At 37.4% G+C, this 24,668-nt stretch carries 20 protein-coding genes and 1 other annotated feature; of the genes, 12 read left to right on the top strand and 8 right to left on the bottom strand.

All coding sequences use genetic code 11. The annotated features are described in order from the left end of the window. The 3 genes from HMPREF2810_RS12010 to HMPREF2810_RS12000 form a co-directional block, all read left to right on the top strand. Positions 1-350, top strand: a 350-nt coding sequence (locus tag HMPREF2810_RS12010) for an LPXTG cell wall anchor domain-containing protein (RefSeq protein ID WP_048958473.1), incomplete at its 5' end; no start/stop codon positions are given. 124 nt (positions 351-474) lie between these two features. Then, positions 475-2,070 carry an ATP-binding cassette domain-containing protein gene (locus HMPREF2810_RS12005; RefSeq protein WP_002382097.1) on the top strand — a complete coding sequence of 532 codons (1,596 nt, stop codon included), beginning with the start codon at positions 475-477 and terminating at the stop codon, positions 2,068-2,070. Positions 2,071-2,139: 69 nt separating this feature from the next. Next, a complete protein-coding gene (locus HMPREF2810_RS12000; RefSeq protein WP_048942147.1) occupies positions 2,140-2,874 on the top strand; it encodes a methyltransferase domain-containing protein in 735 nt (244 codons plus the stop codon). On the opposite strand, the gene HMPREF2810_RS11995 is transcribed toward HMPREF2810_RS12000, so the two are convergent. The 4 genes from HMPREF2810_RS11995 to HMPREF2810_RS11980 all read right to left on the bottom strand — a co-directional run bounded on the left by HMPREF2810_RS11995 (position 2,871) and on the right by HMPREF2810_RS11980 (position 5,558). Continuing rightward, entirely contained in the window at positions 2,871-3,272 is a 402-nt protein-coding gene (locus tag HMPREF2810_RS11995) for a YxeA family protein (RefSeq protein WP_002358048.1), read from the bottom strand. The two genes, HMPREF2810_RS12000 and HMPREF2810_RS11995, sit on opposite strands and share 4 nt — an antisense overlap. A 109-nt stretch (positions 3,273-3,381) precedes the next feature. Next, complete coding sequence (locus HMPREF2810_RS11990; RefSeq protein ID WP_002382100.1) at positions 3,382-4,734, bottom strand: amino acid permease; 1,353 nt, start codon at positions 4,732-4,734, stop codon at positions 3,382-3,384. Between the two features lie 170 nt (positions 4,735-4,904). After that, the gene (locus tag HMPREF2810_RS11985; protein ID WP_002382102.1) at positions 4,905-5,090 is read right to left on the bottom strand and encodes a hypothetical protein; all 186 of its coding nucleotides are present in this window, start codon (positions 5,088-5,090) and stop codon (positions 4,905-4,907) included. A gap of 180 nt (positions 5,091-5,270) precedes the next feature. Next, complete coding sequence (locus HMPREF2810_RS11980) at positions 5,271-5,558, bottom strand: hypothetical protein (RefSeq protein ID WP_002416112.1); 288 nt, start codon at positions 5,556-5,558, stop codon at positions 5,271-5,273. 369 nt (positions 5,559-5,927) lie between these two features. On the opposite strand from HMPREF2810_RS11980, the gene HMPREF2810_RS11970 reads away from it, so the two are divergent. The 9 genes from HMPREF2810_RS11970 to pheT all read left to right on the top strand — a co-directional run bounded on the left by HMPREF2810_RS11970 (position 5,928) and on the right by pheT (position 21,353). Next, the gene (locus tag HMPREF2810_RS11970; RefSeq protein ID WP_010715097.1) at positions 5,928-6,689 is read left to right on the top strand and encodes a (Fe-S)-binding protein; all 762 of its coding nucleotides are present in this window, start codon (positions 5,928-5,930) and stop codon (positions 6,687-6,689) included. A 12-nt stretch (positions 6,690-6,701) separates the two neighbouring features. Further along, the gene (locus HMPREF2810_RS11965) at positions 6,702-8,174 is read left to right on the top strand and encodes a LutB/LldF family L-lactate oxidation iron-sulfur protein (RefSeq protein ID WP_002382106.1); all 1,473 of its coding nucleotides are present in this window, start codon (positions 6,702-6,704) and stop codon (positions 8,172-8,174) included. Next, complete coding sequence (locus HMPREF2810_RS11960) at positions 8,167-8,886, top strand: LutC/YkgG family protein (protein ID WP_002361597.1); 720 nt, start codon at positions 8,167-8,169, stop codon at positions 8,884-8,886. The genes HMPREF2810_RS11965 and HMPREF2810_RS11960 overlap by 8 nt, the downstream gene beginning before the upstream one ends. Before the next feature lie 220 nt (positions 8,887-9,106). Next, positions 9,107-9,655, top strand: coding sequence for a signal peptidase I (gene lepB / locus HMPREF2810_RS11955; RefSeq protein WP_002358039.1), 549 nt, complete (start codon positions 9,107-9,109; stop codon positions 9,653-9,655). Between the two features lie 110 nt (positions 9,656-9,765). Continuing rightward, positions 9,766-13,356: a PD-(D/E)XK nuclease family protein gene (locus HMPREF2810_RS11950; protein WP_010715098.1), complete on the top strand. Its 3,591-nt coding sequence runs from the start codon at positions 9,766-9,768 to the stop codon at positions 13,354-13,356. After that, positions 13,349-17,143, top strand: a complete 3,795-nt coding sequence (gene addA / locus HMPREF2810_RS11945; RefSeq protein ID WP_010715099.1) for a helicase-exonuclease AddAB subunit AddA — start codon at positions 13,349-13,351, stop codon at positions 17,141-17,143. Before HMPREF2810_RS11950 ends, addA begins: the two co-directional genes overlap by 8 nt. Before the next feature lie 69 nt (positions 17,144-17,212). Next, positions 17,213-17,557 (top strand): winged helix-turn-helix transcriptional regulator, encoded by a 345-nt coding sequence (locus HMPREF2810_RS11940; RefSeq protein WP_002358035.1) that lies wholly within the window; start codon positions 17,213-17,215, stop codon positions 17,555-17,557. Between the two features lie 43 nt (positions 17,558-17,600). After that, positions 17,601-17,819, top strand: a binding site (T-box leader). A gap of 56 nt (positions 17,820-17,875) precedes the next feature. Continuing rightward, positions 17,876-18,922 carry a phenylalanine--tRNA ligase subunit alpha gene (pheS, locus tag HMPREF2810_RS11935; RefSeq protein WP_002358034.1) on the top strand — a complete coding sequence of 349 codons (1,047 nt, stop codon included), beginning with the start codon at positions 17,876-17,878 and terminating at the stop codon, positions 18,920-18,922. A gap of 7 nt (positions 18,923-18,929) precedes the next feature. Further along, positions 18,930-21,353, top strand: coding sequence for a phenylalanine--tRNA ligase subunit beta (gene pheT, locus HMPREF2810_RS11930; RefSeq protein ID WP_010715100.1), 2,424 nt, complete (start codon positions 18,930-18,932; stop codon positions 21,351-21,353). Between the two features lie 197 nt (positions 21,354-21,550). Here the strand turns inward: pheT and HMPREF2810_RS11925 are convergent, their stop codons facing one another. Genes HMPREF2810_RS11925 through HMPREF2810_RS11910 form a run of 4 tightly spaced genes read right to left on the bottom strand, consistent with a single transcriptional unit; the run spans position 21,551 to position 24,580 of the window. Then, entirely contained in the window at positions 21,551-22,216 is a 666-nt protein-coding gene (locus tag HMPREF2810_RS11925) for an amino acid ABC transporter permease (RefSeq protein ID WP_002384721.1), read from the bottom strand. A gap of 11 nt (positions 22,217-22,227) precedes the next feature. Next, the gene (locus HMPREF2810_RS11920; protein WP_002366455.1) at positions 22,228-22,941 is read right to left on the bottom strand and encodes an amino acid ABC transporter permease; all 714 of its coding nucleotides are present in this window, start codon (positions 22,939-22,941) and stop codon (positions 22,228-22,230) included. Between the two features lie 45 nt (positions 22,942-22,986). Next, a complete protein-coding gene (locus HMPREF2810_RS11915; protein ID WP_002360586.1) occupies positions 22,987-23,814 on the bottom strand; it encodes a transporter substrate-binding domain-containing protein in 828 nt (275 codons plus the stop codon). A gap of 34 nt (positions 23,815-23,848) precedes the next feature. Next, on the bottom strand, positions 23,849-24,580 hold the full coding sequence (locus HMPREF2810_RS11910) for an amino acid ABC transporter ATP-binding protein (protein WP_010715101.1): 732 nt from the start codon (positions 24,578-24,580) through the stop codon (positions 23,849-23,851). Positions 24,581-24,668 lie beyond the last annotated feature (88 nt).

Raw genomic sequence — 24,668 nt, 5'->3', positions numbered from 1 at the left:
CCGCAGAAAGCAGCCAACCAGAAGTTCATGTCTCGCCAACAAAAGAAATTACTACAACTGAGAAAAAACAGCCATCCACAGAAACAACTGTGGAGACAAATAAAACTATTACATCAAAAAATCAACCACAAATACTAAACGCTCCATTAAACACATTGAAAAATGAAGGAAGCCCACAGTTGTCTCCCCAACTGCTTAGTGAACCAATTCAAAAATTAAATGAAGCAAACGGGAAACGAGAACTTCCCAAAACAGGCACAACAAAAACACCGTTTATGCTAATAGCAGGAACACTGGCAAGTACATTTGCCGTTTTAGGTGTAAGTTATCTACAAATCAGAAAGAATTAACAATAGAAAAGCCCCCCAGCGAAAGCTGGATGGCTTTTCTATTATCTGGAGATAAATTGCTGATAGGCGCCAATCAAAAACTATGCTACAGTAAGGTATGTACTGCTCGAAAAGGAGGGAGTAAATGACTAAAAAAATATGGTCGCACTTTCAGAAAAGCTTCACTTGGTACATTTTGATTGGTGTGATTGTTTCATTATGTAGTGCTTTAGCAATTTATTTTTTTCAACAGTTGTTAGATCATTATCAAAAAAGTTTCCAACTAGGGTTGTTAGTAGCGTATGGAACGACAATTATTTTAATTCCGCTATTGTCTTACTGTGAACAGAAACCGAAAGCTTACTTAACTAATGGCATCTATTTCTATTTGAAGAAATTAAGTTTAATAAAAATGAGCAAGATTTCCTATGAAGAATATCTAAAACTGGGAGCGGGAGCTTTACTACAAAAAGTAGAAGTTGGTGCAGCAGCTGGGAGAAATATCCACTTGAATTTTTATGGACGCTTATTTCGAGAGCTAATTCCAGAGACGTTATTTAATTTATTTTTTATAGCGTTGATTGATAAAAAATTACTGCCAGCAATTCTAATTGGTTATGTGATTGTATTTATTTTAACCAAAATACTTTTGAAAACGCTACAAAAAATGAAAGAAAAAACACTTATTTCTGAAGAAGCAATGAATGCTACTTTGATACGAGGGATGACCGAACTAGTAACTTTTAGAATTAATCGAAAATATAAAAAAGAGATTGAAAATTACGCGTTAATGGCAGAGGAAAATAGTCAAAATATAACAAAAATGACTATGATCCATGAATTTTTCTTTGGCTTTTTTGCCTTGTTAGTCGCACTTATCAAAGTAAGTATTGTCGTACTTAGTTTTACTAACGTCGTGACGTTAAGTTTAGGTGGACTTGTAGCGATAGTGATGTATATTGATCGAATTTATACGCCGATAGCCATATTTAATGTTTTATTTGTTCAATATAATTTGGATAAAGTAGCCTATCAGCGCTTGGAAGATTTTTATAAAAAAGAAGATGATCCTGACTTAGCGGTTTCAGGCAAAGCGTTACCTGAAATTCAAACAATTTCATTAAAAGATGTGTGTTTTAGCGTAGATAGTCAAACGATTATGTCCCAACAAAATCGACAATTTTCAATGAATAAAACCTATGGCTTGATTGGAAAAAGTGGGACAGGCAAATCTACCCTGATTAAATTGATTTTAGGATTATTGAAGCCGACAGAGGGGAAAGTTTATGTGAATCAATTTCCTCTAACACAATTCAATTTGGAAGATTATTATGAAAAAGTTTTTTATTTATCGCAAGATGTGCCAATATTTCAAGGAACGTTGAAAGAAAATATTGTATTTAATCAAGAAATTTCTGATGAACAAGTAATTGAAGCCATGTATCGTTTTCAGTTGGGGGAACTTTATGAACGGTTGCCGGAAGGTTTAAATACTATTGTGAGTGAAAAAGGAATGAATTTTTCTGGTGGCGAGAAACAACGGATTGCTTTTACACGCTTAGCATTTACACAAGCAGAGATTCTTATTTTAGATGAGGCGACTTCCGCATTGGACGAAAAGACCGAAGAAAAAGTGTTACAAGAAGTACAAAAATTTACCCACAATAAGTTGACTATTTTGGTTACTCATCGACCTAAAACCCTGCGATTTGTAGATGAAATTATTGATTTAAATGAGTGAACTTGTTAGCTGTTTGGCACATCTTTTGCTACACTTTTTATAAGAATTGAGAGAAAGGGGCAACTGTTGATGAATAATAATGAGCAAGAATTAGCGGAATTTTGGGATGAATTTGCAGAAGAATATGAAGAAATTCAACAAGAATCGCCATTTCCAATTGCCCGAGAATTACGTGATTTCTTGGTCCAAGAAGGCATTTTTCCATGTCAGACATTTTTGGATATCGCAGGTGGGACAAGACGATACTTACCTTTTTTTCAAGAGCAAGTCACGGAGTACACGCTAGCCGATATTTCTCAGAGAATGTTGGAGATTGCGGAAGCAAAAGCACAAAGCAACGTTGTTTTTCTTCACCAAAGCCAAGAAAGACTGATTGAGACTGGGAAAAAATTTCAAGTCGTTTTTTCAGCCATGAATCCTGCTTTGGATACGCCGGAAAAAGTTAATGCATTGTGCCAATTAAGTGAGGAATGGTGTCTTATATTTCGGCTAGTGGAAGAGCAAGATTCGTTGTTTTCTCCTTTTGAGCAAGAGAGCAACCCGCAGTTAAATTGGATGGCACAATACAAAGCATTTCTAAAAAAAGAACAGCGACCTTTTTTCACAAAAAAATTTTTCTTTGAAGCATCAGAAGCTATTTCAAAAGACTTTTTCCGCAGCTATTTTGAAGAACAATGGTCAGTTCCAATTTTAGAACAACGCGTACAAGAAATTTTTGGTTCTCATGAAATTAAGCAAAATCAGCGTACCATTATTTATGAATTAATTGTTATTCCATGTAAAAAAACAATCAGCGATTACTAATTATCGCTGGTTGTTTTTCGGTTATTTAATTGTGCGAAAGCTTTTTCTGGAATCTCTTTTTTATCAATTTTGACAGGAGATTGGATGATTCTTTTTTTACTAATGGTTGCTTCTATGTAAGCATTTGGTTCCAAAGGTTGAGGATTTTTGTCTGTCCGTTCGTAATCCATGACTTGTGTTTTTCCATTACTTTTAACAAAAGTTAGTCGATAGTGTAAAGAATATTGGCCATCTATGCTTTTTTGATTGTCATCTACTGTTTGTTTTCGTTCAGGAATTTCTAGAGGAACTTGTGCATAGGCTTTTTCACCCTTATATGTATCTGCATAATAACGATAGCCTGTATAACCACCAACAATGAATAAGCCAATAAATAAAATAGCGCCGATTTTTTTCATTTTTTCTCCTCCTAACAATTTACAAAAATAGCATAGCAAAAGAAGAAGGAGATGGAACATCGAAAAAACGAACAGTTGTCTTACAAAACTGTTCGTTTTTTTTGTCTATTTAGCTTTCATCAGAGAGTAGAAAGGAATCATTTTTCTTACGATAACTAAAGAAAATAACAAAGTACAATAGGCCTGTTAAAAGAGTGACGCCTAACGAATTCGTAAATAAGATGCCAATAAAGATGAGGCCTAAAATGATTAAAGCAAGGAGATTAATACTTTTTTCAAAGAGAGACCCTCGTTTTAAAGACAGAACAAACGCCGCAGCGCTAATTAAAATCCAAATTAGCAAGACAGTGTAAGAGAGAGAACCGGCTAAGTAACCAAATAATTCATCGCCAACAAAATAAGAAAGAATAACGCCCAGATATAAAACACTAGCGCAGAAGAAAACTGAACGTTGAGGTACTTGGTGCTTGTTTAAAACCGCAAGTTTACTCATAGGTCCTTTTTTATCTTTTAAGCGAAAATATAAAAGGCGAGAAGAGGCGTATACCCCAGAATTAATAGAAGAAAACAAGGCTAAAATAATCACAAAATTTACGATGTCAGCAGCAAAAGGAATATTCATTTTTTCAAAAACCATAACAAATGGACTCACCGTTGTGCCTGCTAATGTATTCCAAGGGAAAATAATCAAAAGTAAGAATAATGGAATGATATAGAAGGAAATAATCCGTCCCATCACACCACGAATCGCTTTAGGAATGGCTTTTTTAGGATCATCTGCTTCACTGACAGTAATCGCGATTAATTCTGAACCGCCATAAGAATAAATAACTACTAATAAAGAATTAACAATACCTTTCATGCCATGTGGGGCGAAGCCACCATGATCGGTGATGCTTTGTAAAGTAGGGAAGACACCACTGCCTAGCATTTGTTGTCCCACCAGATAAACACCAAAAATAATTAACAAAATGATGACACTAATTTTAGCAAACGCCAACCAATATTCTGTTTCTGCAAATAAACGAACCGAGTAAAGATTAATGAGCGTCGTTAAAATAGCTAAAATAAAAACAAAAAACCAAGCAGGAATATTAGGAAACCAAAGTTGTAAAAAGGAAGCTGCGGCAACCGCTTCTGCGATAATATTAATTGTCCACATGGAATAATAAACCCAATCAATAAAATCAGCAGAATGTGCACCTAAAAATGGTCGAACTAAGCCAGACAAACCATGATGTGTGTCTCCGCCATCTAAAACGAGTTTTCCTAAACCACTCATGACGATGAAGAGAACAGCACCGCCAATTAGAAAGGCGATTAAAACAGAAGGACCAGCAATACCAATTGCTTCGCCACTTCCTTTAAAAAGACCTGCGCCAATCGCTCCCCCTAAGGCTAACATCGTAATGTGGCGCGAGCTTAATTGTTTTTTTAAGGTTGTTTGTTGTGTTTCACTCATAGGATTCTCCTTTAATTGAAAAAAATAATATGAAAATAACTTTCTTTATTATATACAATTTTCTGATAATTACAACTATTCTGTCAATGAAAATGAAAAAATAAGTGAAAAATATTATGAAAATAAAAAAATCGAGCAATTTAAGTGATTAAAATCGCTCAATTTTTTTATTAATTTTTATTTTTTAATAGAGTCATAATTGTTAATGGAACAGTAATGACTACATAGCCGATGATACTAGCCACTACTAAATAAGCTATAGGACTCGAGAAATTAAATAAGTCCGTTAAAAGTATTGCGACAATCATTGAAATAGTATAACAAATGAATAATTGAATAAACCGCTTTGCAGACAAAAAATCACCTCTTCCTAATTAGTTAAAGTCTCTTTTCAATCATTTAGTATACACCTGAAAAGAAGAATAAACTATCATTAATTAAAAGAAAAAGTGAAATAACTAGCGGATTTTTTGTTCAGCTGATTATCTTAAGAATTAGAAAATGGGACATAAGTCATCTCGACTTATGTCCCATTTTCATTTATGACGTTGGCTTCGTGTAAATTGAGAAGTCTCGTCTTCTCTAGTGGTTGGTTGCTGTGTTCGTTGTACGGCTTGCTTTTCCGGCTCGCTCTTTTTTGCAACATCAGTCACAACATTTGGCTTCTGAGATGGGGGAACAGCTGTTTTTTTGTTTAAAGTTGGCGTAGTTCTTTTTACTTCTTTCTTTTGTTTCTTTTTATTATTTTTATCATTTCCAGTGACTGTCAAATAGATAATCAGAAAAATCATTAGGATCGTTGCAACAATTAATAGAATAAACATGTTAAATGAAATGAACATGCATGGCCCTCGTTTCTCGTTTTTTCTTAGTTTACCAAAATTTCAAAATTTCGTCACTCTTTTCTTCAGAAAAAACGAATTTCAAAGGGGTTAAAAGAAACTTTTATAAAAAAGCCTCCTTTTTTGTGTGAAAATGCACAAAATTTCTGGAATCGTTTGCTGTTAAAACCAGATACTGGTAAAATAATTATTGTATAAGAATCATTTTAAAAAACGATTTTTGTTACAAATAACGTATTTGTTGAAAAGGCACTGTGAAGTAGTTAGAGACGACAGCCAAGTGACTTTTAATGACAGCCGCCCAATTAATTTCATGGAGCCTTTTCGTAGAAAACGAGGAGGTTATTTTGCGTGAAAGTGAGTATATTTTCGACATGCGTGGTGGATTTACTTTTTCCAAATGTAGGGCAAGCAATGGTAGAGGTTTTGGAACGGTATGGCTGTGAAACAGTTTTACCAACAAGCCAAACGTGTTGTGGTCAGCCAACGTACAATAGTGGTTATGTGACAGAGAGCACGACAACGCTTAAGAATCAAATTGATAGTTTTGACGGTGCCGATTATGTGGTGGGACCTGCGGGGTCTTGTGTCGGCATGATGAAAGAATACCACAAATTTTTAGCAGATGATCCTATTTATGGGCCAAAAGCACAACGTTTAGCTGAGCGAACTTACGAGTTTAGTCAGTTTCTTTATCGTGTCTTAGGGGTCAAAGATGTTGGCGCAACGTTATATGGGAAAGCCACTTATCATCGTTCTTGTCATATGACGCGAATTTTAAATGAACGAGAATCACCCTTTGTTTTGTTGGATCATGTGAAAGGATTAGAAATGATTCCTTTAGGACATCTTGAAAATTGTTGCGGATTTGGCGGAACGTTTTCAGTGAAAATACCAGCTATTTCTGAACAAATGGTGACGGAAAAAATGAACGATGTGATTGATACGGGCGCAGAAATTTTAATTAGTGCGGATATGGGTTGCCTGATGAATATCGGGGGTAAATTCAATCGTGATGGGAAAAAGATTAAGATTATGCACATTGCAGAAGTCCTTAATCACGAAGTGGATGAAGCACGCATGGACCAACCACAAATCATATCGGTAGGGTAAGGGGGAAGAACTGTGGGATTATCAACGAGCAATAAGCCGTTAAGTGAACGAATTGAAGAAAGTAAAAAAGATGTGTTTATGCAAAAGGCTGTCGCCAAAGCACAAGATGCCCAATGGGAGAAACGAGAAGGTGCGCGGGAAGTTTTAGGCAATTGGCCACAATGGCGTGAACTGGGAGAACAAATTCGCCAACATACAATTCAGTATCTGCCTGACTATTTAGAAGAGTTCAGTGATAACGTCGCCAAACGAGGTGGCAAAGTCTTTTTTGCTCAAACCGCCGATGAGGCCAATGAATATGTGAAACAAGTGGTTCTAGAAAAAAAGGCGAAAAAAATTGTGAAATCTAAATCAATGGTGACGACCGAAGTCGATATAGATCCAATGTTATTGGGATTAGACGATGTTAGTGTGATGGAAACAGATTTGGCGGAATTCATTTTACAAATGGATGACTGGGATGAGCCGTCACATATTGTTTTCCCAAGTATTCATAAAAATCGCGAACAGATTCGTCAGGTTTTTGCGAAAAAATTAGGGTATCAAGGAGATAATGACCCGGTAAATTTGGCACGCTGTGCACGAGAAGTGATGCGCAAATTCTTTTTGGAAGCGGAGATTGGCATTACAGGTTGTAATTTCGCTATTGCGGATAGCGGCTTAATTAACTTAAATACAAATGAAGGAAATGCTGATTTGACCATCAGTATTCCTAAGACACAAATCGTGTTAATGGGGATGGAAAGAATCGTACCAACAATGCGTGAAGCAGAGGTTTTAGATAACCTTTTAGCCAGAAGTGCCGTTGGTCAAAATTTAACAACGTATGTGACGTTTGCCGGGCAAAAAAATGCGGATGAATCCGATGGTCCAGAAGAATTTCACGTGGTCATTTTGGATAACGGGCGTTCAAAAGCGTTAGGAACAGCCTTTCAGCCAGTCTTACAGTGTATTCGTTGTGGGTCTTGTCTGAACGTTTGTCCGGTCTATCGCCATATTGGAGGACACGGTTATGGCTCTATTTATCCAGGACCAATTGGTGCTGTGCTTTCTCCAATTTTAGGTGGATATAAACAGTTTGGGGAATTGCCTTATGCGTCTAGTCTTTGTGGAGCATGTACGGAAACGTGTCCTGTGAAAATTCCATTGCACGAATTATTAATTGAACATCGTAAAGTGATGACCGATGATCTGAAAATGAAACATGGATTTGAAGATTTCCAAATGCGTATGGTAGGCAAAGCCACTGGTTCACCAGCAATGTTTAAAGCAGCCATGAAAGTCGATCATGCTGCAGCGGGCATTTTAAGTAAACAAAAAGAAATTACTGTTGAAAACATGTACAATCATGGGGGCTACCTTGATAAAGGACCAGGGTTAGTAAAAGGTTGGACCGATGTTCGTGATTTGCCAAGACCACCAAAATCTTCAGAAAACTTCAGAAGTTGGTTCAAAAAACATCAAGAAGGTGAAAAAAATGACTAATGAAGCGATTCAAAATCGAGAACCTTTTTTACAAAATCTACGAGAAAAATTAGGCGTAGAAAAACAGCCTGTTTCGGCTCATCCATTTGAGCCAGTTAATCATTTACCAGAAGAACAGTTGGCAGATAAAACACCAGCAGAGCTATTAACGATTGTGAAAGAACGTGTGGAAACGATTCACACGAACTTAGTGGAAACTACACAAGAAAATTTACTGACGACGATTCAGCAAATTGTTGCTGAGTTCGGTGGAGGCAATCTTTTATTGCCAACAGATGCACGTTTTGAAGCTTATGGATTAGCTGATTTAGCTAAGTCATTAGAGGCTGTTTCTGTTAAGCAATGGCAACCTGGAAGTGAGCAACGAGAAGCGAATATTCAAACAGCTGCTCAGGCAAATATCGCGATTGCCTTTGCTGAGTTTTTACTAGCTGAATCAGGAACGATTGTGGTGGAGTCCAATGCGGGGCAAGGCAGAGCTTTACACTTTTTACCGAAGCATTACATTTCAATTATACCGTTTAGCAAACTCGTTCCACGTTCGACTCAGCCAGCAGCTTTTTATACAGAAAAAATAGAAAAAGGCGAAAAAATCGGCTCAGCGATTCACTTTATTTCAGGGCCTTCTAATTCAGGAGATATTGAAATGCAACTGGTTGTCGGGTTGCATGGTCCTTTAGAAGTTTGTTACGTGGTTGTGATGGATCGCTAAAATGCTAGAAGCATAATCAATTCAGCCCTTTTTAGAATTGATTATGCTTTTTTTATGAGCAGAATCAAAAAAGTAAGAATCAAATTTGAAAGAAATACGTTTTTTTTCTGATCATTTTGTAAAAAAACGTACATAAAAATTAATTGAGTGTTAAGCACTATAGGATTGATTTACTTTGTGGTAGAATATGAGACATAAGTATAATAAGGTTTTTGGAGGAATGAGTTTGAAATCAAAAGAATTAATTAAAACAGTAGTCTTTTTTGCCTGTTTAGCTTTGGGTCTATTTTTACTGAGACAATTTGTATTTACGCCTGTCGTAGTGAGAGGTCATTCAATGGATCCAACGTTAGCAGATGGTGAACGGGTAATTACATTAAAAAACACAGAAATTAATCGTTTCGATATTATTACTTTCCCAGCGCCAGATGAACCAGATAAAAATTATATTAAACGTGTGATTGGTTTACCTGGAGATACAATTGCGTACAAGGATGATACGTTGTACATCAATGGAAAAGAAGTTGACGAACCCTATTTAGATGAATTTAAAAAAGCCTTAACAGATGGTCAACCTTTGACAGGCGATTTTTCATTAAAAGAAAAAGTACCAGCAGATAGCTACTTTGTTTTAGGTGATAATCGACGGAATTCAAAAGACGGTCGTGTCATTGGTTTTATTCATAAAAAAGATATTTTGGGTGAAGTGAAATTTGTGATGTGGCCATTCTCACGGTTTGGTCCAATACCAGAAGTGTCAAAACAATAAAAGAGACAATGAGTAAAAGAGAAGGACGGAAATGTGTAAAAACAAACACATGTTTCCGTCCTTCTTTTGTGGTAAAATAAAGGCAGTGCAAAGGAAAAGGATGTGAAACCATGAGTGTGCAGTTTATTAGAGGAACCGCTGTGGCAGATTTAGAAGCGCCACTTATACAGGCGACAAAACAATGGCTAGAGGAAGACGCACAGCATGAAGTATTCTATTTAGTCCCGAACCATATTAAGTTTGAGCAAGAAATTCAAGTCTTGCAAAAGTTACGTCAATTACAGACAACTACGTCTGATTCAATAACCAGTACCCGTCTGCAGGTTTTTAGTTTTTATCGTTTGGCTTGGTACTATTTACAACATACACCTTTTTACTCGGCAGATGTTTTATCTGACGCAGGTGCTGCGATGATTTTTCGCAAAATTTTAGTAGAAGCAGAAGAAGAGTTACAAATTTTTAGAGGTGAAATTAACAAGCCTGGCTTTATTCAGCAACTATTTCAGCTTTATCAAGAAATGCGCGAAGGCAATATTGAAATTGCGGAGCTTTATCCATTTTTAGAAAAACAAACGGAGAACCCTAAAGGACAAGATTTACAACTTAAGTTTCAAGATTTAACGTTAATTTTTACGCGATTCCAATTGCAAATGAGTCAGTATGGCTATGAATCAGCGGAGATTATTCAACATTTAAGCGAGTATTTACAAACGGTTGATTTGTCGAATGTTCAATTCGTTATTTCAGGCTATCAGCAGTTTACTGCCAGAGAATTAAAGTTGATTGAAGTACTAATGGCGCAAGCAGGTTCTGTGAAAGTAGGCCTTTTATTGGACAAACAATATCCGCATGACTTACCTGATCCGCGGTCGTTATTTTATGAAGCGGGACAAACCTATCATCAGCTTTATCAACTGGCAAGGCAGAAGCAAATCCCGATTCTTTCAGATTATGTGGAAAAGAAAGAGGTATTAATTACAAATCCAGACTTGCAAGGATTAAACGATTATTGGATTCAATCACAAGAACACCTGCCTCCATTAAGCACATCTGACTGGAGGGGCGATGGCTTATTTCTGTGGCGTGCAGAAAACGTTAAAGAAGAATTAACACATGTTGCAACCGAAATTCGCCGTTTAGTAGTGGAAGAAGGGTATCGGTACAAAGAAATTCAGGTGTTGACTCGTGATTTAGATTGTTATGAAAATTTATTAGAACCGATTTTTGCGGAACACGAGATTCCTGTTTATGTCGACCGAGATATGGCTATGGATCGGCACCCTTTAGTCGAATGGATTGAATCTTTATTTGCTATTCATTCGTACAATTATCGTTATCGCGATGTGCTCCGTTTTTTGAGAACGGAATTATTTATGCCAATGAATCAACTCGCTACTTCTGAAGAAAGCTTGACTGATTGGTTAAACCAACGGAATGCTTGGCGTAGAAAAGTTGATATTACCGAAAATGTGGTCCTGGCATACGGCTATGAAGGTTATTATTGGTCGCAAGAAAAAGATTGGGAATTTATTCGGTATGATTTTGAAGCGGAAGAGCAAGAAGATGTCGCTACGATGGAAGAAGAGTCAAATGCGATTCGTCAATCGCTTCAACGGCTGTTACCTAGTTACTTTCAAGCAATGATAAGTGCCAAAACTGGTTTGGAAGCAGCGACCGTCTTCTATCACTTTTTACTGCAAAGTGGTGTGGCAACACAATTAAAAATGTGGCGCTTACAAGCTATCGAAGCCGGTCAATTAGAAACAGCTCGTAACCATGAACAGACTTGGGATGCATTGATGTCGTTACTAGATGAATACGTCACTGTTTACGGAGAAAGTTCGTTTGATTTTACAACGTTTCAAGAAATATTTGTTAGTGGCTTGGAAGGTTTGCACTATAGTAAAGTGCCGACAGCGATTGACCAAGTACAAGTTCGCGCAATGGATTTAACGCGACCTGGCGCTGCCAAGGTTACTTTTGCTATTGGGATGACGGAAGAAATTTTTCCACAAAAGATTGAAAATAAAACATTATTGTCTGATGAAGAACGGCAGACAATCAATGATACTTTAACGGAAAACCAATATTTACGTGGGACAACCGGACGCAAAATTGCGCAAGAACCTTATGTTGCGTATCTCGTCTTTTCTTCAGCGCGAGAACGGTTATATTTAACCTATCCAAGTGTTAAAGACACCGCTCAAGAAGTCAAACCGTCTCCTTATTTTAAAAATATTCAAAAAGATTTAAACTTGCCCGTTTTTGAAAAAAATGAAACAACCATTTTCGATGATGAAACGACCAGTTTAGCCCATATTAGTACGTATCGGACGTTAATTGGTGAATTAACGCGTTTGAAAAGACAACGGAAAGAAACACAAGAAGGATTGTTGCCTTTCTGGTTAAATATGGAAAAAGCGCTAATGAACCAATCAATTGCGCCGCTAGCCAAGCAAGTTTTCGAAAGTTTAACGCATCAAAATATTCCTGAAAAGATTGATGAGGTCTTAGCAGAACCTTTATATGGTAAAGATATTTATACATCCGTTTCTCGGATGGAGAGTTTTTATCGATGTCAATATCAATACTTTTCTCGCTATGGCTTACGGTTGAAAGAAAGAGATGTCTTTGGGCTTTCGCCAGCAGCTACAGGGGAATTTTTCCATGAAGCATTGGATCAGTTCTTTAAATTATTGATTATGAATCAACGGAACTTATCTGAGCTAACCGATCAGGAAGTCAATTTATTGGCGGAGGAAGTACTAAATAGCATCTTAGGGGATGCGCGTTTTTCTGTATTAACGACCTCTAGTCGCATGAACTATATTCGCTATCAATTGAGTCAAACAATTAAAAAAGTCAGTTGGGCGCTGAAACGCCAAAGCCAACGAAGTGGCATGACGACTGTTCAAACGGAAGTGTTATTTGGCCAAATTGCCGCTAAAAAAGGAATTTCTGGTTTGGAATTACCATTAAAAAATCAAGGGAAGATTCATGTTCGGGGAAAAATCGACCGGATTGATCAATTGGTTACACCCGAATCAACCTATTTAGGTGTGATTGATTATAAATCGAGTCACCGTAAATTTAATATGACAGAAGCGTATTACGGCTTAGCCATGCAAATGCTGACGTACTTGGATGTGGCTTTAATGGATGCTGTGCAATTAGTTGGTCAAGAAGCTAAACCTGCTGGCTCACTTTATCTGCATGTACACAATCCTACGTTATCTTATGAAGGCAAAGACGACATTGAACAACAAATGCTTAAAAAATATCAGTTCGACGGCCTTTTGATGAAAGACCCAGATTTATTGGATCATTTAGATACGAGTCTGCAAGCCAAACAAAGTTCGTTGCTGTTTCCAATTGAAGAATCCGCCAAAGAACAAATTAAACCTGGTCGTCGCCAAGAAGATAAATTTGTGACAGAACCAGAATTAGGCGCGTTGCTTTCCCATAACCGAAATAAATTTATTGAAGCGGGGAATCAAATTATTGGCGGCGAAGTTCAACTTAACCCCGCTTATCAAGGCAAGGAACGGATTGCTTGTCGCTATTGTCCGTTTCGAAGTGTCTGTGATTTTGATGTGATGTTAAAAGAAAATAATTATCATCGTATTGAGAATTTATCCAAAGAGGAAATTATGGCGCGCTTGTTAAACAAAGATGAGGAAGGAGCAACCGAAGATGAGTAAAACAATTCCACTACGTCCAGCCAATGAGCAATTCACCGACAGTCAATGGCAAGCGGTGTTTGATGGCGATGAAAATATCTTAGTTTCTGCTTCGGCTGGCTCAGGAAAAACCACCGTTTTAGTCCGCCGTGTCATTGAAAAAGTCAAAAGCGGCGTCGATATCGATCGTCTCTTGATTGTGACGTACACTGAAGCCGCCGCCCGTGAGATGAAAGAACGTATCCAAGTGGCTTTACAAAAGGCAATGAATGAAGAACAAGATCCAGAAAGAAGACGGCATTTTTCTCGTCAAATTGCTCTTTTGCCAACAGCCAATATCAGCACGTTACATGCCTTTTGTTTAACTGTTATTCGTCGTTTTTATTATTTAATTGACATAGATCCAGTTTTTCGGATGTTAACAGATGAAACAGAAACATTGTTATTAAAAGAAGATGTTTGGGATGCATTACGTGAACAATTTTATGCGGAAAATCAAGAAGCGTTTTACCAATTAACAGCGAATTTTTCCAATGACCGTAGTGATGATGGACTCACTAACTTAATTTTTTCTTTTTATGAATTTGCCAAAGCCAATCCTGATCCAGAGGCGTGGATTAATGGCTTAACACAAGCCTACGAAGTAGGGAATCAGCTAGGCGAATCAACGTTATTTCAGACGTATTTAAAACCGCTAGCCGTTGAGACGTTACAACGAACTCTTCAGCGTTACGAAGAAATGGTGACCTTAACAGAGGGCGAAGAGAAACTTCAAAAGATTTGGTATTTAGCTCAAAATGAAAAGGAACAAACAAAACAATTTTTACAATTTTTAGAGAGAAATGATTTAGAAAGCGCCTATAATTTGACTGAATTGTTGAGCTTTGACCGCTACCCAACGGTTCGTGCCGAAGAGTTGAAACCAACCGCGGAACAAGCCAAACAGTTACGAGAACAAAATAAAAAAGCGTTAAATGATTTGAAAAAGCAACTGTTTACACTTTCTCCAGATGCCATGAAACAAGTCTTGAAAGAGGCCACGCCCATTGTTCAAGAAATGGCTCACGTGGGGAAACAATTTATGGAGGCCTATGGCGCAGAAAAACGGCTTAAAAATTTAGTGGATTTTAACGATTTAGAACATTATACGTTAGCTATTTTAGCGAAAAATCAGGCAGATGGCTGGCAAGCATCAGAAGCCTCTCTTTACTATCGCGAAAAATTTGATGAAGTGTTAGTCGATGAATACCAAGATATCAATCAATTACAAGAATCTATTTTGTATTGGTTGCGCCGTCCGCTTAGCACAGAAGGAAACCTTTTTATGGTAGGAGATGTGAAACAGTCTATTTATTCTTTCCGCTTGGCAGATCCTACATTGTTTATTGAAAAATACAATCAGTATGGGCAAGGCAAAGAGGGTAAACGAATTATTCTAGCTGAAAATTTTCGTTCCCGCAAAGACGTTTTAGACTTTACGAATTTAGTATTTAGTCAATTAATGGATGAGCGAGTGGGCCAAATTGCTTACGATGAGTCAGCCGCTTTGGTTCATGGCTTTGATCAATTTTCGGAGGCGGCTGATTATTCAACTGAATTGCTAATTTATGAAAAAAAAGCAACAGAGTCAGTTGAAATTCCAGAATTACAATCCCCTGAGTTGTTGATTGAAGATAAGACAGAAGGGGAACTTTACGTTACTGCTTTGAAAATTCGTGAATTAATTGACCAAAATTTCTTAATTTATGATAAAAAGCTGAAAACGGATCGACCGATTACTTATCAAGATATTGTCTTATTAACGCCTACGAAGAAAAATAATTTAACTATTTTAGATGTTTTTAAATCATTAGAAATTCCAGTTCAAGTCAATGATGCTCAAAATTATTTCCAAGCAACGGAAATTCGTACAATGATTGCCTTGCTTCAATTGATTGATAATCCCTATCAAGACATTCCTTTGGCAGCTGTGTTACGTTCACCAATTGTTGGATTAAAAGAAAACGAATTAGTGCTTATTCGTTTGGCTAATAAGGAAACCAGTTACTACGAAGCATTTTTAACGTTTAATCAAAAGATGGAACCAACCATGGAGGAAGCAGTTGTTCAGGAAAAAACTATACGTTTTGCTGAATCATTAGAAAAATGGCGGGAACAGGCTCGACGCAACCAGATTAGCACCTTGCTGTGGACGATTTATCGGGAAACGGCCTACCTTGATTATGTTGGCGGGTTGCCTGTTGGCAAACAACGCCAAGCCAATTTATATGCGTTGGTGGATCGGGCCGCGGCGTATGAAAAAACAACCTTCCGCGGATTATTTCAATTTGTTCGCTTCATCGAAAAAATGCAAGAAAAAGACAAAGATTTAGCGGAACCAGTCGTTTTAAGTGAAGAGAATGCCGTACGCGTCATGACGATTCACGCTAGTAAAGGGTTAGAATTTCCGGTGGTATTCGTTTTAGATATGACCAAAGAATTTAATGTCAGTGATTTGAATGAACGCTATATCTTTGAAGAAAATTTAGGGGTAGGCATTCGTTATTTACAACCTGAAGAACGAGTTATGTACGATACTTTACCATTTTTGGCGATTAAACAAGTACGATTGAGAAAATTACTATCCGAAGAAATGCGGAAGTTATATGTGGCGTTGACACGTGCAGAACAGAAACTTTTTCTGGTGGGCTCCTATAAAGACCAAGCGGCGATGTGGAAAGAGTGGCTGAAAGTTGGCGATGTAGAAACACTGGTGCTACCAGCTGAAAATCGCTTGCAAAGTAAAAGTAGTTTAATGAATTGGGTTGGGATGACATTGGTACGCCATCAAAAAGCCGCTGAATATCAGCAAGAAGTAGTGGTAAGTGACGTTCCGCAAGTTAAAAAGCACCCAGCTAACTTTCATATTCAGTGGTTCAACGAAGAACAACTACGAGCAGCCATTCAGCAATTACAATTGCCAGAAAGACAAGCAGAGGATTTAGCCGAAAAAGCGCAATTATCTGCTGACAAAATCAATCGTGGCCTTGCACGGTTAAGTTTCAACTATCCGTTTGAAGTGGCTACTCGGACCACCAGTTATCAGTCTGTTTCTGAAATCAAGCGAGTATTTGATGACCCCGATAACAAAGAAATTGGTAAAATTGAGGTTCGGGAAGACAATACTATTCAAGCGCAACCGTTGATTGTCAATCGAATGATTGAAGGAGATTTAAGTAAGCCTAAATTTTTAGATACGGTTCAAGCGCCCTCAGCAGCTGAAATTGGGACAGCAACTCATTATTTATTACAACTAATTGATTTAAGTACACAACCTTCTTATGAAGAAGTGCGAGCTGTTCAAGAACGTTTAGTGGAAAATAAATTGATTTTACCAGCAATTGCTGAAAAAATGAATCTGGAACAAATCGTGGCCTTCTTTGACACCGCCTTAGGAAAACAATTGATTCAACACCATCAAACCGTTAGAAGGGAACAACCTTTTTCTATGCTGATTGAAGCAGAAGAGCTTATTCAAAATTATCCAGAAACGACACAAGATGATTTATTAATTCATGGGATTATTGATGGTTATATCGAATTAGACAATCAATGCATTTTGTATGACTATAAAACCGATCATATAAAAGGCACCTCTCCCCAAGCGATTTCTGAAATTGTCGAACGGTATCGCGGACAGATGAATCTTTATCGTAGAGCGCTACAAGAGGCAACGCATAAAGAGGTGTCGTACGTCTATTTAATTTTATTAAATGGAGGAGTAATTATTGACATGCAGACAGGAAATGTTGTAGATTTTATAAAGTAGAAAAAATTAGAAGCAGAAACACTTACATTTTGTAAGGAATGTGCTATACTCATTGAAGAGGTGAGGAAGATGGAAAAAGTAAAAACAGAATCGTTTGTACTTTGTCCCAAATTTGAAAAATCATTTTCAATACTTGGTAAAAAATGGAATGGTTTAATTATTGATGTTTTATTAGAACGAGGTCCTCAACGTTTTGGCGAATTAAAAGAAAAAATTCCAATGTTAAGTGATCGTGTCTTAGTAGAGCGATTGAAGGAACTAGAAGCTGAAGGAATTATCACCAAAGCTGTTCGTTGCGGTGAAGGAAATCGCTTAGAATATTTCCTAACCGAAAAAGGCGAAGACTTGCAATTAGCAATGGAACAAATTCAACATTGGGCAGAAAAATGGGTAAAAGACGAAGAATGCAGTTGACCGCAAGCAAAACTTCTTGTAAACTAAACGTAATTAAATAACTAAAAAAACAGTGATGGAAACAAGTAGTTTGAATTGACGTGTTTTAGGGAGAGTCAGCCAGAGACTGGAAGCTGATTTACACAGTCACCAAGCGAAATTCACTTCCTGAGTTTGTTTGTTTTCAAGAAGAAAGCAAACCGGTAATTGCCGTTAAATGAAATGAGTGCATGACAACAATTTGTTATGAATTAGGATGGTAACACGATAGCTCGTTCCTTTGAAAGGAATGGGTTATCGTTTTTTTTAGTTTAAATAAAAGATAGAGGGGAACGCATAATGACATTACAAGCGCAATTAGAAGCTCTTAGAGACAATACGCTCAAAGAAATCGCACAAGTTGCTACTTTAAAAGAATTAAACCAAATTCGCGTAGAAACATTAGGGAAAAAAGGGCCAATCACCGAAGTACTAAGAGGCATGAAAAACCTTTCACCAGAAGAACGACCAGTGGTGGGGGGCTTTGCAAATGAAATTCGTGATTTATTAACCGAAGCAATTGAAGCGCGCAAAGTTGTTTTAGAAAACGAAGCGTTAAATGCGGCACTAAAAGAAGAAAGTTTAGATGTAACTTTACCTGGAAAACAAATGCCTCAAGGTACACGTCATATTTTGACACAAGTTATGGAAGAGATTGAAGATATTTTCTTAGGCATGGGTTATCAAGTAGTGGAAGGATACGAAGTAGAATCGGATCACTATAATTTCGAACGCATGAATCTACCAAAAGATCATCCGGCACGCGACATGCAAGATACGTTTTATATTTCAGATGAGATGTTAATTCGTACGCATACTTCACCAGTTCAAGCTCGAACAATGGAAAAACACGATTTTTCAAAAGGTGCATTACGAATGATTTCTCCTGGGAAAGTATTCCGTCGTGATACAGATGATGCGACACATAGTCACCAATTCCATCAGATTGAAGGCCTTGTTGTCGATAAAAATGTCACAATGGGTGATTTAAAAGGGACGTTAGAAGTCATGATGAAAAAAATGTTTGGTGAAGATCGTAAAATTCGTTTACGTCCTAGCTATTTCCCTTTTACAGAACCTTCAGTCGAAGTAGATGTTAGCTGTTTTAAATGTGGCGGCGCAGGTTGTAACGTCTGCAAACATACAGGTTGGATTGAAATTTTAGGTGCGGGGATGGTTCATCCAGATGTGTTACAAATGTCAGGGATTGATCCAACAGAGTACTCAGGCTTTGCCTTTGGCTTAGGACCAGATCGCGTTGCTATGTTACGTTATGGTGTAAATGATATCCGTAATTTTTATCAAAATGATTTACGTTTCTTAAATCAATTCAAGGTAAAGGAGTAGTTGAAAAATGTTAGTTTCTTATAAATGGTTAAATGAATATGTTAATCTTTCAAACGTTACTCCGCAAGAATTAGCGGACAAAATGTCTGTGACAGGTATCGAAGTTGAGGGCGTTGCTGTACCTGAAGAAGGCTTAAAGAAAATTGTTGTCGGTGAAGTAAAAGAATGTGTTCCTCACCCAAACTCTGACCACTTATCAATTTGCCAAGTAGACATCGGTGAAGAAGAATTGTCACAAATTGTTTGTGGAGCACCAAATGTAAAAGCAGGAATTAAAGTCATCGTAGCGTTACCTGGTTCAAGAATTGCAGGAAATCAAAAAATTAAAAAAGGTAAAATGCGTGGCGAAGTTTCTAACGGAATGATTTGTTCGTTAGAAGAGCTAGGATATTCAGATAATGTCGTACCAAAAGCCTACGCTGAAGGAATTTATTATTTACCTCAAGAAGCAGTGAATGGGACACCTGTTTTCCCTTATTTAGACATGGATGATGCGATTATTGAATTATCAATTACACCAAACCGTGCAGATGCACTAAGTATGAGAGGGGTAGCCTATGAAGTTGGCGCAATTTATCGTCAAACGCCTCAGTTTAATGATCCCGAACTCAAAGAAGATGCTTCAGATAACGTGGAAAATTACGTAACAGTAACTGTTGAAGATTCACAAGATGCGCCAGCGTATCAAATTCGTGTTATTAAAGATGTGACGATTGCAGAAAGTCCTCAGTGGTTGCAAAATCGATTGATGAATGAAGGAATCCGTCCGATTAACAATGTGGTGGACGTGACAAATTATATTTTATTATTATTTGGTCAACCATTGCATGCATTTGATTACCAAAAATTAGATAGTAAAGAAATCTTGGTTCGTCGAGCAACAGCAGCAGAAGAACTAATTACATTAGATGGTGAAACACGTCAATTAACAGAAGAAAATATCGTCATTACGAATGGAAAAACGCCTGTCGGCTTAGCCGGTGTAATGGGTGGGGCTAATTCTGAAATCAGTCAAGAAACAACAACTGTGGCTTTAGAAGCGGCATTGTTCAATCCATTGTCTATTCGCAAAACGTCTAAACAATTCAATTTACGGAGTGAATCTTCAAGTAGATTTGAAAAAGGCATCAACCAAGCGACAGTTGGGCTAGCTTGTGATGTGGCAGCCGCGATGATTGCAGAGTTAGCCAACGGAACAGTGGTCTCAGGCACTGCAGTTGGTTCTGAAGTAGCCGTTAAAGAAGCACAGGTAGCTGTGACTTTAGAACGAATCAACCAATATTTAGGTACTGCATTAGATGAAGCAACGGTGAATGAAATTTTTGAAGCACTCGGTTTTGCTTATGAAGTAAATCAAGGCGCCTATGAAATTACGATTCCACCAAGACGTTGGGATATTGCGATTGAAGCAGATATTATTGAAGAAGTGGCGCGCATTTATGGATATGATCATTTACCTTCAACATTGCCAAGTGGAGAAACAGTTGCTGGAAGTCTAACCAAAGCACAACATGTTACGCGCCAATTAAAGAGCTCACTGGAAGGTCATGGTACGAGTGAAGCCATCAGCTATGCGTTGACAACAGAAGAAAAATCCCGTCAATTTATGATGAAAGAAAGTCAAACAACACGTTTGCAATGGCCAATGAGTGAAGAGCGTTCTGTGTTACGTATGAACTTAATTTCTGGTTTATTAGATGATGTCGCATACAATGTGGCACGTAAAAATAATAATATCGCCTTCTACGAAGTAGGACGCGTTTTCTACCAAACAGAAGATCCAACAAAAAATTTACCTACAGAAGAAAATCACTTAGCACTTGCTTTAACTGGTAATACAATGGTTAAAGATTGGCAAACAAAAGCAACAGCCGTTGATTTTTATACAGTAAAAGGCTTAGTGGAAAGTATTGTAGCTGTTTTAGGATTAACAGAAAAAATCAGTTATCAAGCGACAACGGCGATTCCAGAAATGCATCCAGGCCGGACAGCATGGATTTATTTAGAAGGTGAAGTGGTTGGTTTTGTCGGACAAGTTCACCCAACGACAGCGAAAGCGTACGATATTCCAGAAACATATGTTGCTGAATTAAACTTGCAACAATTAGTAGCCACAGAAGCAGGCGGGGTTACTTATGAAGCAGTTTCTAAATTCCCAGCAGTTTCTCGAGACATTGCTTTATTAGTCGATGAAACAGTTACCAATCAAGAACTAGTTAAAACTATTTCAGATAACGCAGGTAAATATTTGAAAGAGATTCATTTATTTGATGTATATCAAGGTGAAAAACTAGGCGCTGGCAAAAAATCAATGGCGTATAGTTTAACTTTCGTTAATGCAGAAGCGACATTAGTGGATGAAGAAATTAACCGTTCAATGGAAAAAGTTGAAAAAGCGCTAATTGAAAAACATCAAGTAGAAGTAAGATAAAATAAAAACAGGAAAGTGGGGCATAAGTCGAAATGACTTATGCCCCACTTTCTAAATCTTAAGATAATCAGCTGAACAAAAGCAGCTCCTTCGGAAATAAGCCGAAATTCTCCAAAAATTAAAGAACAATTTTCGGAAATTCCTTCTTATTTCTTTGAGCTAAACACTTTTGTCTCAGCCTCCTGTTTTTAACTACATTAATAACTTTTCGCCCAATTTCGTGATAGCCAACGTGAAAATTGTGAGATACTAAAGTTAATAATGAAATAAATTAGGGCGACGATTCCGTAAATAGTGAATACTTGTCCTGTTTGTGCGTAGCGCCCCATTAAGATATAAGATTTGCCAAAGAGTTCTTGTAAAGCAATTACGGAATACAAGAAACTTGTATCCTTGATGACAGTAACAAACTGAGAAACGATCGCTGGTAAAACATTGCGAATGGCTTGAGGCAAAACAATATGATAAAGAATTTGCCAATTTGAAAACCCTTGAGAACGTGCCGCTTCAATTTGCCCTTTATCGACCCCATTTAAACCACCACGAATAATTTCCGCTAAAGCAGCGGTGGTAAACACAGTAAAACTCACAATTCCAGCAGGTGTGGATTTGATTTTGAAAATCAAAAAAATAACATAAATCCACAATAAGTTTGGAATATTACGCACTACTTCTACATAAATACTGGCAAGTAACTTCAGTGGTCCATTGGTTTGATTTCGCAAAACGGCTAGAATGGTGCCAAAAATCGTACTCAAAATAATTGAGACGAAGGAAATATAGAGCGTCAATTTTAAGCCGTTAAATAGAAATTGAAAATTATTTGCTGTCAGTAATTGACGCATTTCTTCTGAAAAAGGCATCTGTTTTCCTCCTATCTACTATATGCTTTCTTATTTTTTTCTTCCATTTTTCTAGCCAAATTCGCTAATGGGAAGCAAAGAATGAAATATAAGAAACCAGCGAGCGCAAAGGCGGGAATGTAGTTCAAGTTGACAGACGACCAACTATTGGCAGCAAACATTACGTCAGCGCCAGAAATAATGGCAACTGTTGACGTATTTTTAATTAGATTCACGACTTGATTAGTTAAAGGCGGTAACATAATCCGCCATGCTTGTGGTAAAATCACATACCGCATCGTTTGACCATACGTTAATCCTTGGGAGTAAGCCGCTTCAAATTGCCCTCTTGGAACAGCTCCGATTCCTGAGCGAACCACTTCAGAAATGTAGGCGCCATGATAGAAGCCTACACACAGAATGGCAATCGTAGTAATAGAAAATGAAAGCAGCGGGCTTAGCAGAGGAAAGCCATAATAGACTACGATAAATTGAATCAACAAAGGTGTGTTTTGAAAAAATTCTACATAGACACGACTAATTGCGTGTAAAAGTTTACTTTTGGTCGCTGATAAACTGCCAAAGAAAATACCTAAAGCAAAGGCAACTAAGATCGCTCCTAAAGAAAGCAGAATAGTATAGAGAAAAGCCTGACCAAAAATTCGCCAATCTTGAAATAAAGCCTCCCAACGATATAAGGCAAATGGCCCTTCTTCAAGCCAGGAAATATTGGCTAACAAAAACATAAAAATCCCTCCTAAAATTTTTGATTCTTCAAGTCTTAGGAATGATTAATTTTTTAAGCCCCAGTCTTGATAAATTTTTTCTAGTGTGCCGTCTTTTTCCCATTTTTCAATTAAACCATTTAGATAATCATTTAATTCAGTATTTGCTTTCTTTGTGGTAATTCCATATTCTTGTGGCGAAAAACCATCTTTTAAAATTTCTGTCTTGCCATCCACATAGCCAGATAGGATTGATTTATCCACTGAAAATGCATCAATTCGTTTAGAAGTTAACGCTGTTTTTAATTCTGGATAGGAACCTAATTCTTGATAAGTAAATTTGATTCCTTCCTCTTGCGCTTTTTTCTCTAAGTTTTCTTTTGTCGTAGCAGATTGTGCAACGCCGATTGTTTTTCCGTCTAAATCTTTCATACTGGAGAAGTTATCCTCTTTGCGCACAAGGAAACCAATCTCATCTGTATAATAGGGAGTTGTAAAATTATAAGTCTTTTTACGTTCATCAGTAATTGTAAATGTAGCAATTACCATATCTAGTTCACCATTGTCTAAAAGGGGACCGCGCGTTTTCGCTGTCACGCCCACAAATTCCACATTCTCTTCGCTGCCGGTAATTTCTTTCGCAATCAAGCGTGCAATATCTGGTTCCATTCCTTCATTTTTATTTGTATCAGGATTCATATAGCCAAAATTAGGAATGTCTTCTTTGACACCTACTTTAATTTTCCCCGCTTTTTTTAATTGTTCTACTGTGACCGTTTTGTTTGATGAAGCACTTTTGGAAGTTGAGTCATTGTTGCCGCTACCACAGCCAACAATGATGCCTGCTAATACAAGTAAGGAGAGTCCAGCTAGCCATTTATTTTGTTTTTTCATTGTTCATTCCTCCAATTTTTTGTTTTTTTATTCATTACCCGTTATGAATAATTTTGCTTAGAAATTCTTTTGCACGAGGGTTTTCAGTGCTTGTAAAGAAATGTTCAGGTGTTCCTTGTTCAATAATCTCTCCTTGGTCCATAAAGATTACACGGTCAGCCACTTGACGAGCAAAGCCCATCTCATGTGTGACACAAACCATGGTAATATTTTGTTTGGAAAGATCGACCATTACATCTAAAACTTCTTGAATCATTTCTGGATCAAGTGCCGAAGTCGGTTCATCAAAAAGGATAATCTCAGGATGCATATTTAAGGCACGAGCAATAGCGACCCGTTGTTGCTGCCCGCCAGAAAGCTGCGAAGGATAAGCAGAAGCTTTATCAGCTAAGCCGACCCGTTCTAAATACTCCATGCCAGTACGAACCGCTTCTTCTTTGGGAACGCCCATCACTTTAATCGGTGCTAACGTTAAATTATCAATAATCGTTTTGTGAGCATATAAGTTAAAATTTTGAAAGACCATGGCAACTTTCTGGCGAACCTTTTGAATGGGTGCCTTCGGTTTGGTGATGTCAATGTTATCAATTACGACGGAACCATCATTGACTTTTTCCAATTGGTTCATACACCGAATTAATGTACTTTTGCCAGAGCCAGAGGGTCCGATAATGACAATTTTTTCTCCTTGTTCTACATTTAAAGTAATATCTTTTAAAACGTGATGCTCCCCAAAATACTTATTTACATGTTCTAAAGAAATCATAGGCAGTCTCCTTTGCAATCATTTGGTAGAAAAGATAACAGAGGATTCGGTGAGAAACGTGTTATTTAAATTAAATTAACCAAATGTA

It is taken from the genome of Enterococcus sp. HMSC078F03, assembly GCF_001811595.1.
Classification (GTDB): Bacteria; Bacillota; Bacilli; order Lactobacillales; family Enterococcaceae; genus Enterococcus; species Enterococcus faecalis.
This window is presented reverse-complemented; position numbering and strand designations above follow the sequence as displayed.

Excerpts from the sequence above, each read along its gene's own strand:
- HMPREF2810_RS11995 (WP_002358048.1), bottom strand. The coding sequence starts at position 3,272 with ATGAAAAAAATCGGCGCTATTTTATTTATTGGCTTATTCATTGTTGGT.
- HMPREF2810_RS11925 (WP_002384721.1), bottom strand. The coding sequence starts at position 22,216 with ATGCCTTTTTCAGAAGAAATGCGTCAATTACTGACAGCAAATAATTTT.
- HMPREF2810_RS11920 (WP_002366455.1), bottom strand. The coding sequence starts at position 22,941 with ATGTTTTTGTTAGCCAATATTTCCTGGCTTGAAGAAGGGCCATTTGCC.
- lepB (WP_002358039.1), top strand. The coding sequence starts at position 9,107 with ATGAGTTTGAAATCAAAAGAATTAATTAAAACAGTAGTCTTTTTTGCC.
- HMPREF2810_RS11940 (WP_002358035.1), top strand. The coding sequence starts at position 17,213 with ATGGAAAAAGTAAAAACAGAATCGTTTGTACTTTGTCCCAAATTTGAA.
- HMPREF2810_RS11990 (WP_002382100.1), bottom strand. The coding sequence starts at position 4,734 with ATGAGTGAAACACAACAAACAACCTTAAAAAAACAATTAAGCTCGCGC.
- addA (WP_010715099.1), top strand. The coding sequence starts at position 13,349 with ATGAGTAAAACAATTCCACTACGTCCAGCCAATGAGCAATTCACCGAC.
- HMPREF2810_RS11915 (WP_002360586.1), bottom strand. The coding sequence starts at position 23,814 with ATGAAAAAACAAAATAAATGGCTAGCTGGACTCTCCTTACTTGTATTA.
- HMPREF2810_RS12000 (WP_048942147.1), top strand. The coding sequence starts at position 2,140 with ATGAATAATAATGAGCAAGAATTAGCGGAATTTTGGGATGAATTTGCA.
- HMPREF2810_RS11910 (WP_010715101.1), bottom strand. The coding sequence starts at position 24,580 with ATGATTTCTTTAGAACATGTAAATAAGTATTTTGGGGAGCATCACGTT.
- HMPREF2810_RS12005 (WP_002382097.1), top strand. The coding sequence starts at position 475 with ATGACTAAAAAAATATGGTCGCACTTTCAGAAAAGCTTCACTTGGTAC.
- HMPREF2810_RS11950 (WP_010715098.1), top strand. The coding sequence starts at position 9,766 with ATGAGTGTGCAGTTTATTAGAGGAACCGCTGTGGCAGATTTAGAAGCG.
- pheS (WP_002358034.1), top strand. The coding sequence starts at position 17,876 with ATGACATTACAAGCGCAATTAGAAGCTCTTAGAGACAATACGCTCAAA.
- HMPREF2810_RS11960 (WP_002361597.1), top strand. The coding sequence starts at position 8,167 with ATGACTAATGAAGCGATTCAAAATCGAGAACCTTTTTTACAAAATCTA.
- HMPREF2810_RS11980 (WP_002416112.1), bottom strand. The coding sequence starts at position 5,558 with ATGTTTATTCTATTAATTGTTGCAACGATCCTAATGATTTTTCTGATT.
- pheT (WP_010715100.1), top strand. The coding sequence starts at position 18,930 with ATGTTAGTTTCTTATAAATGGTTAAATGAATATGTTAATCTTTCAAAC.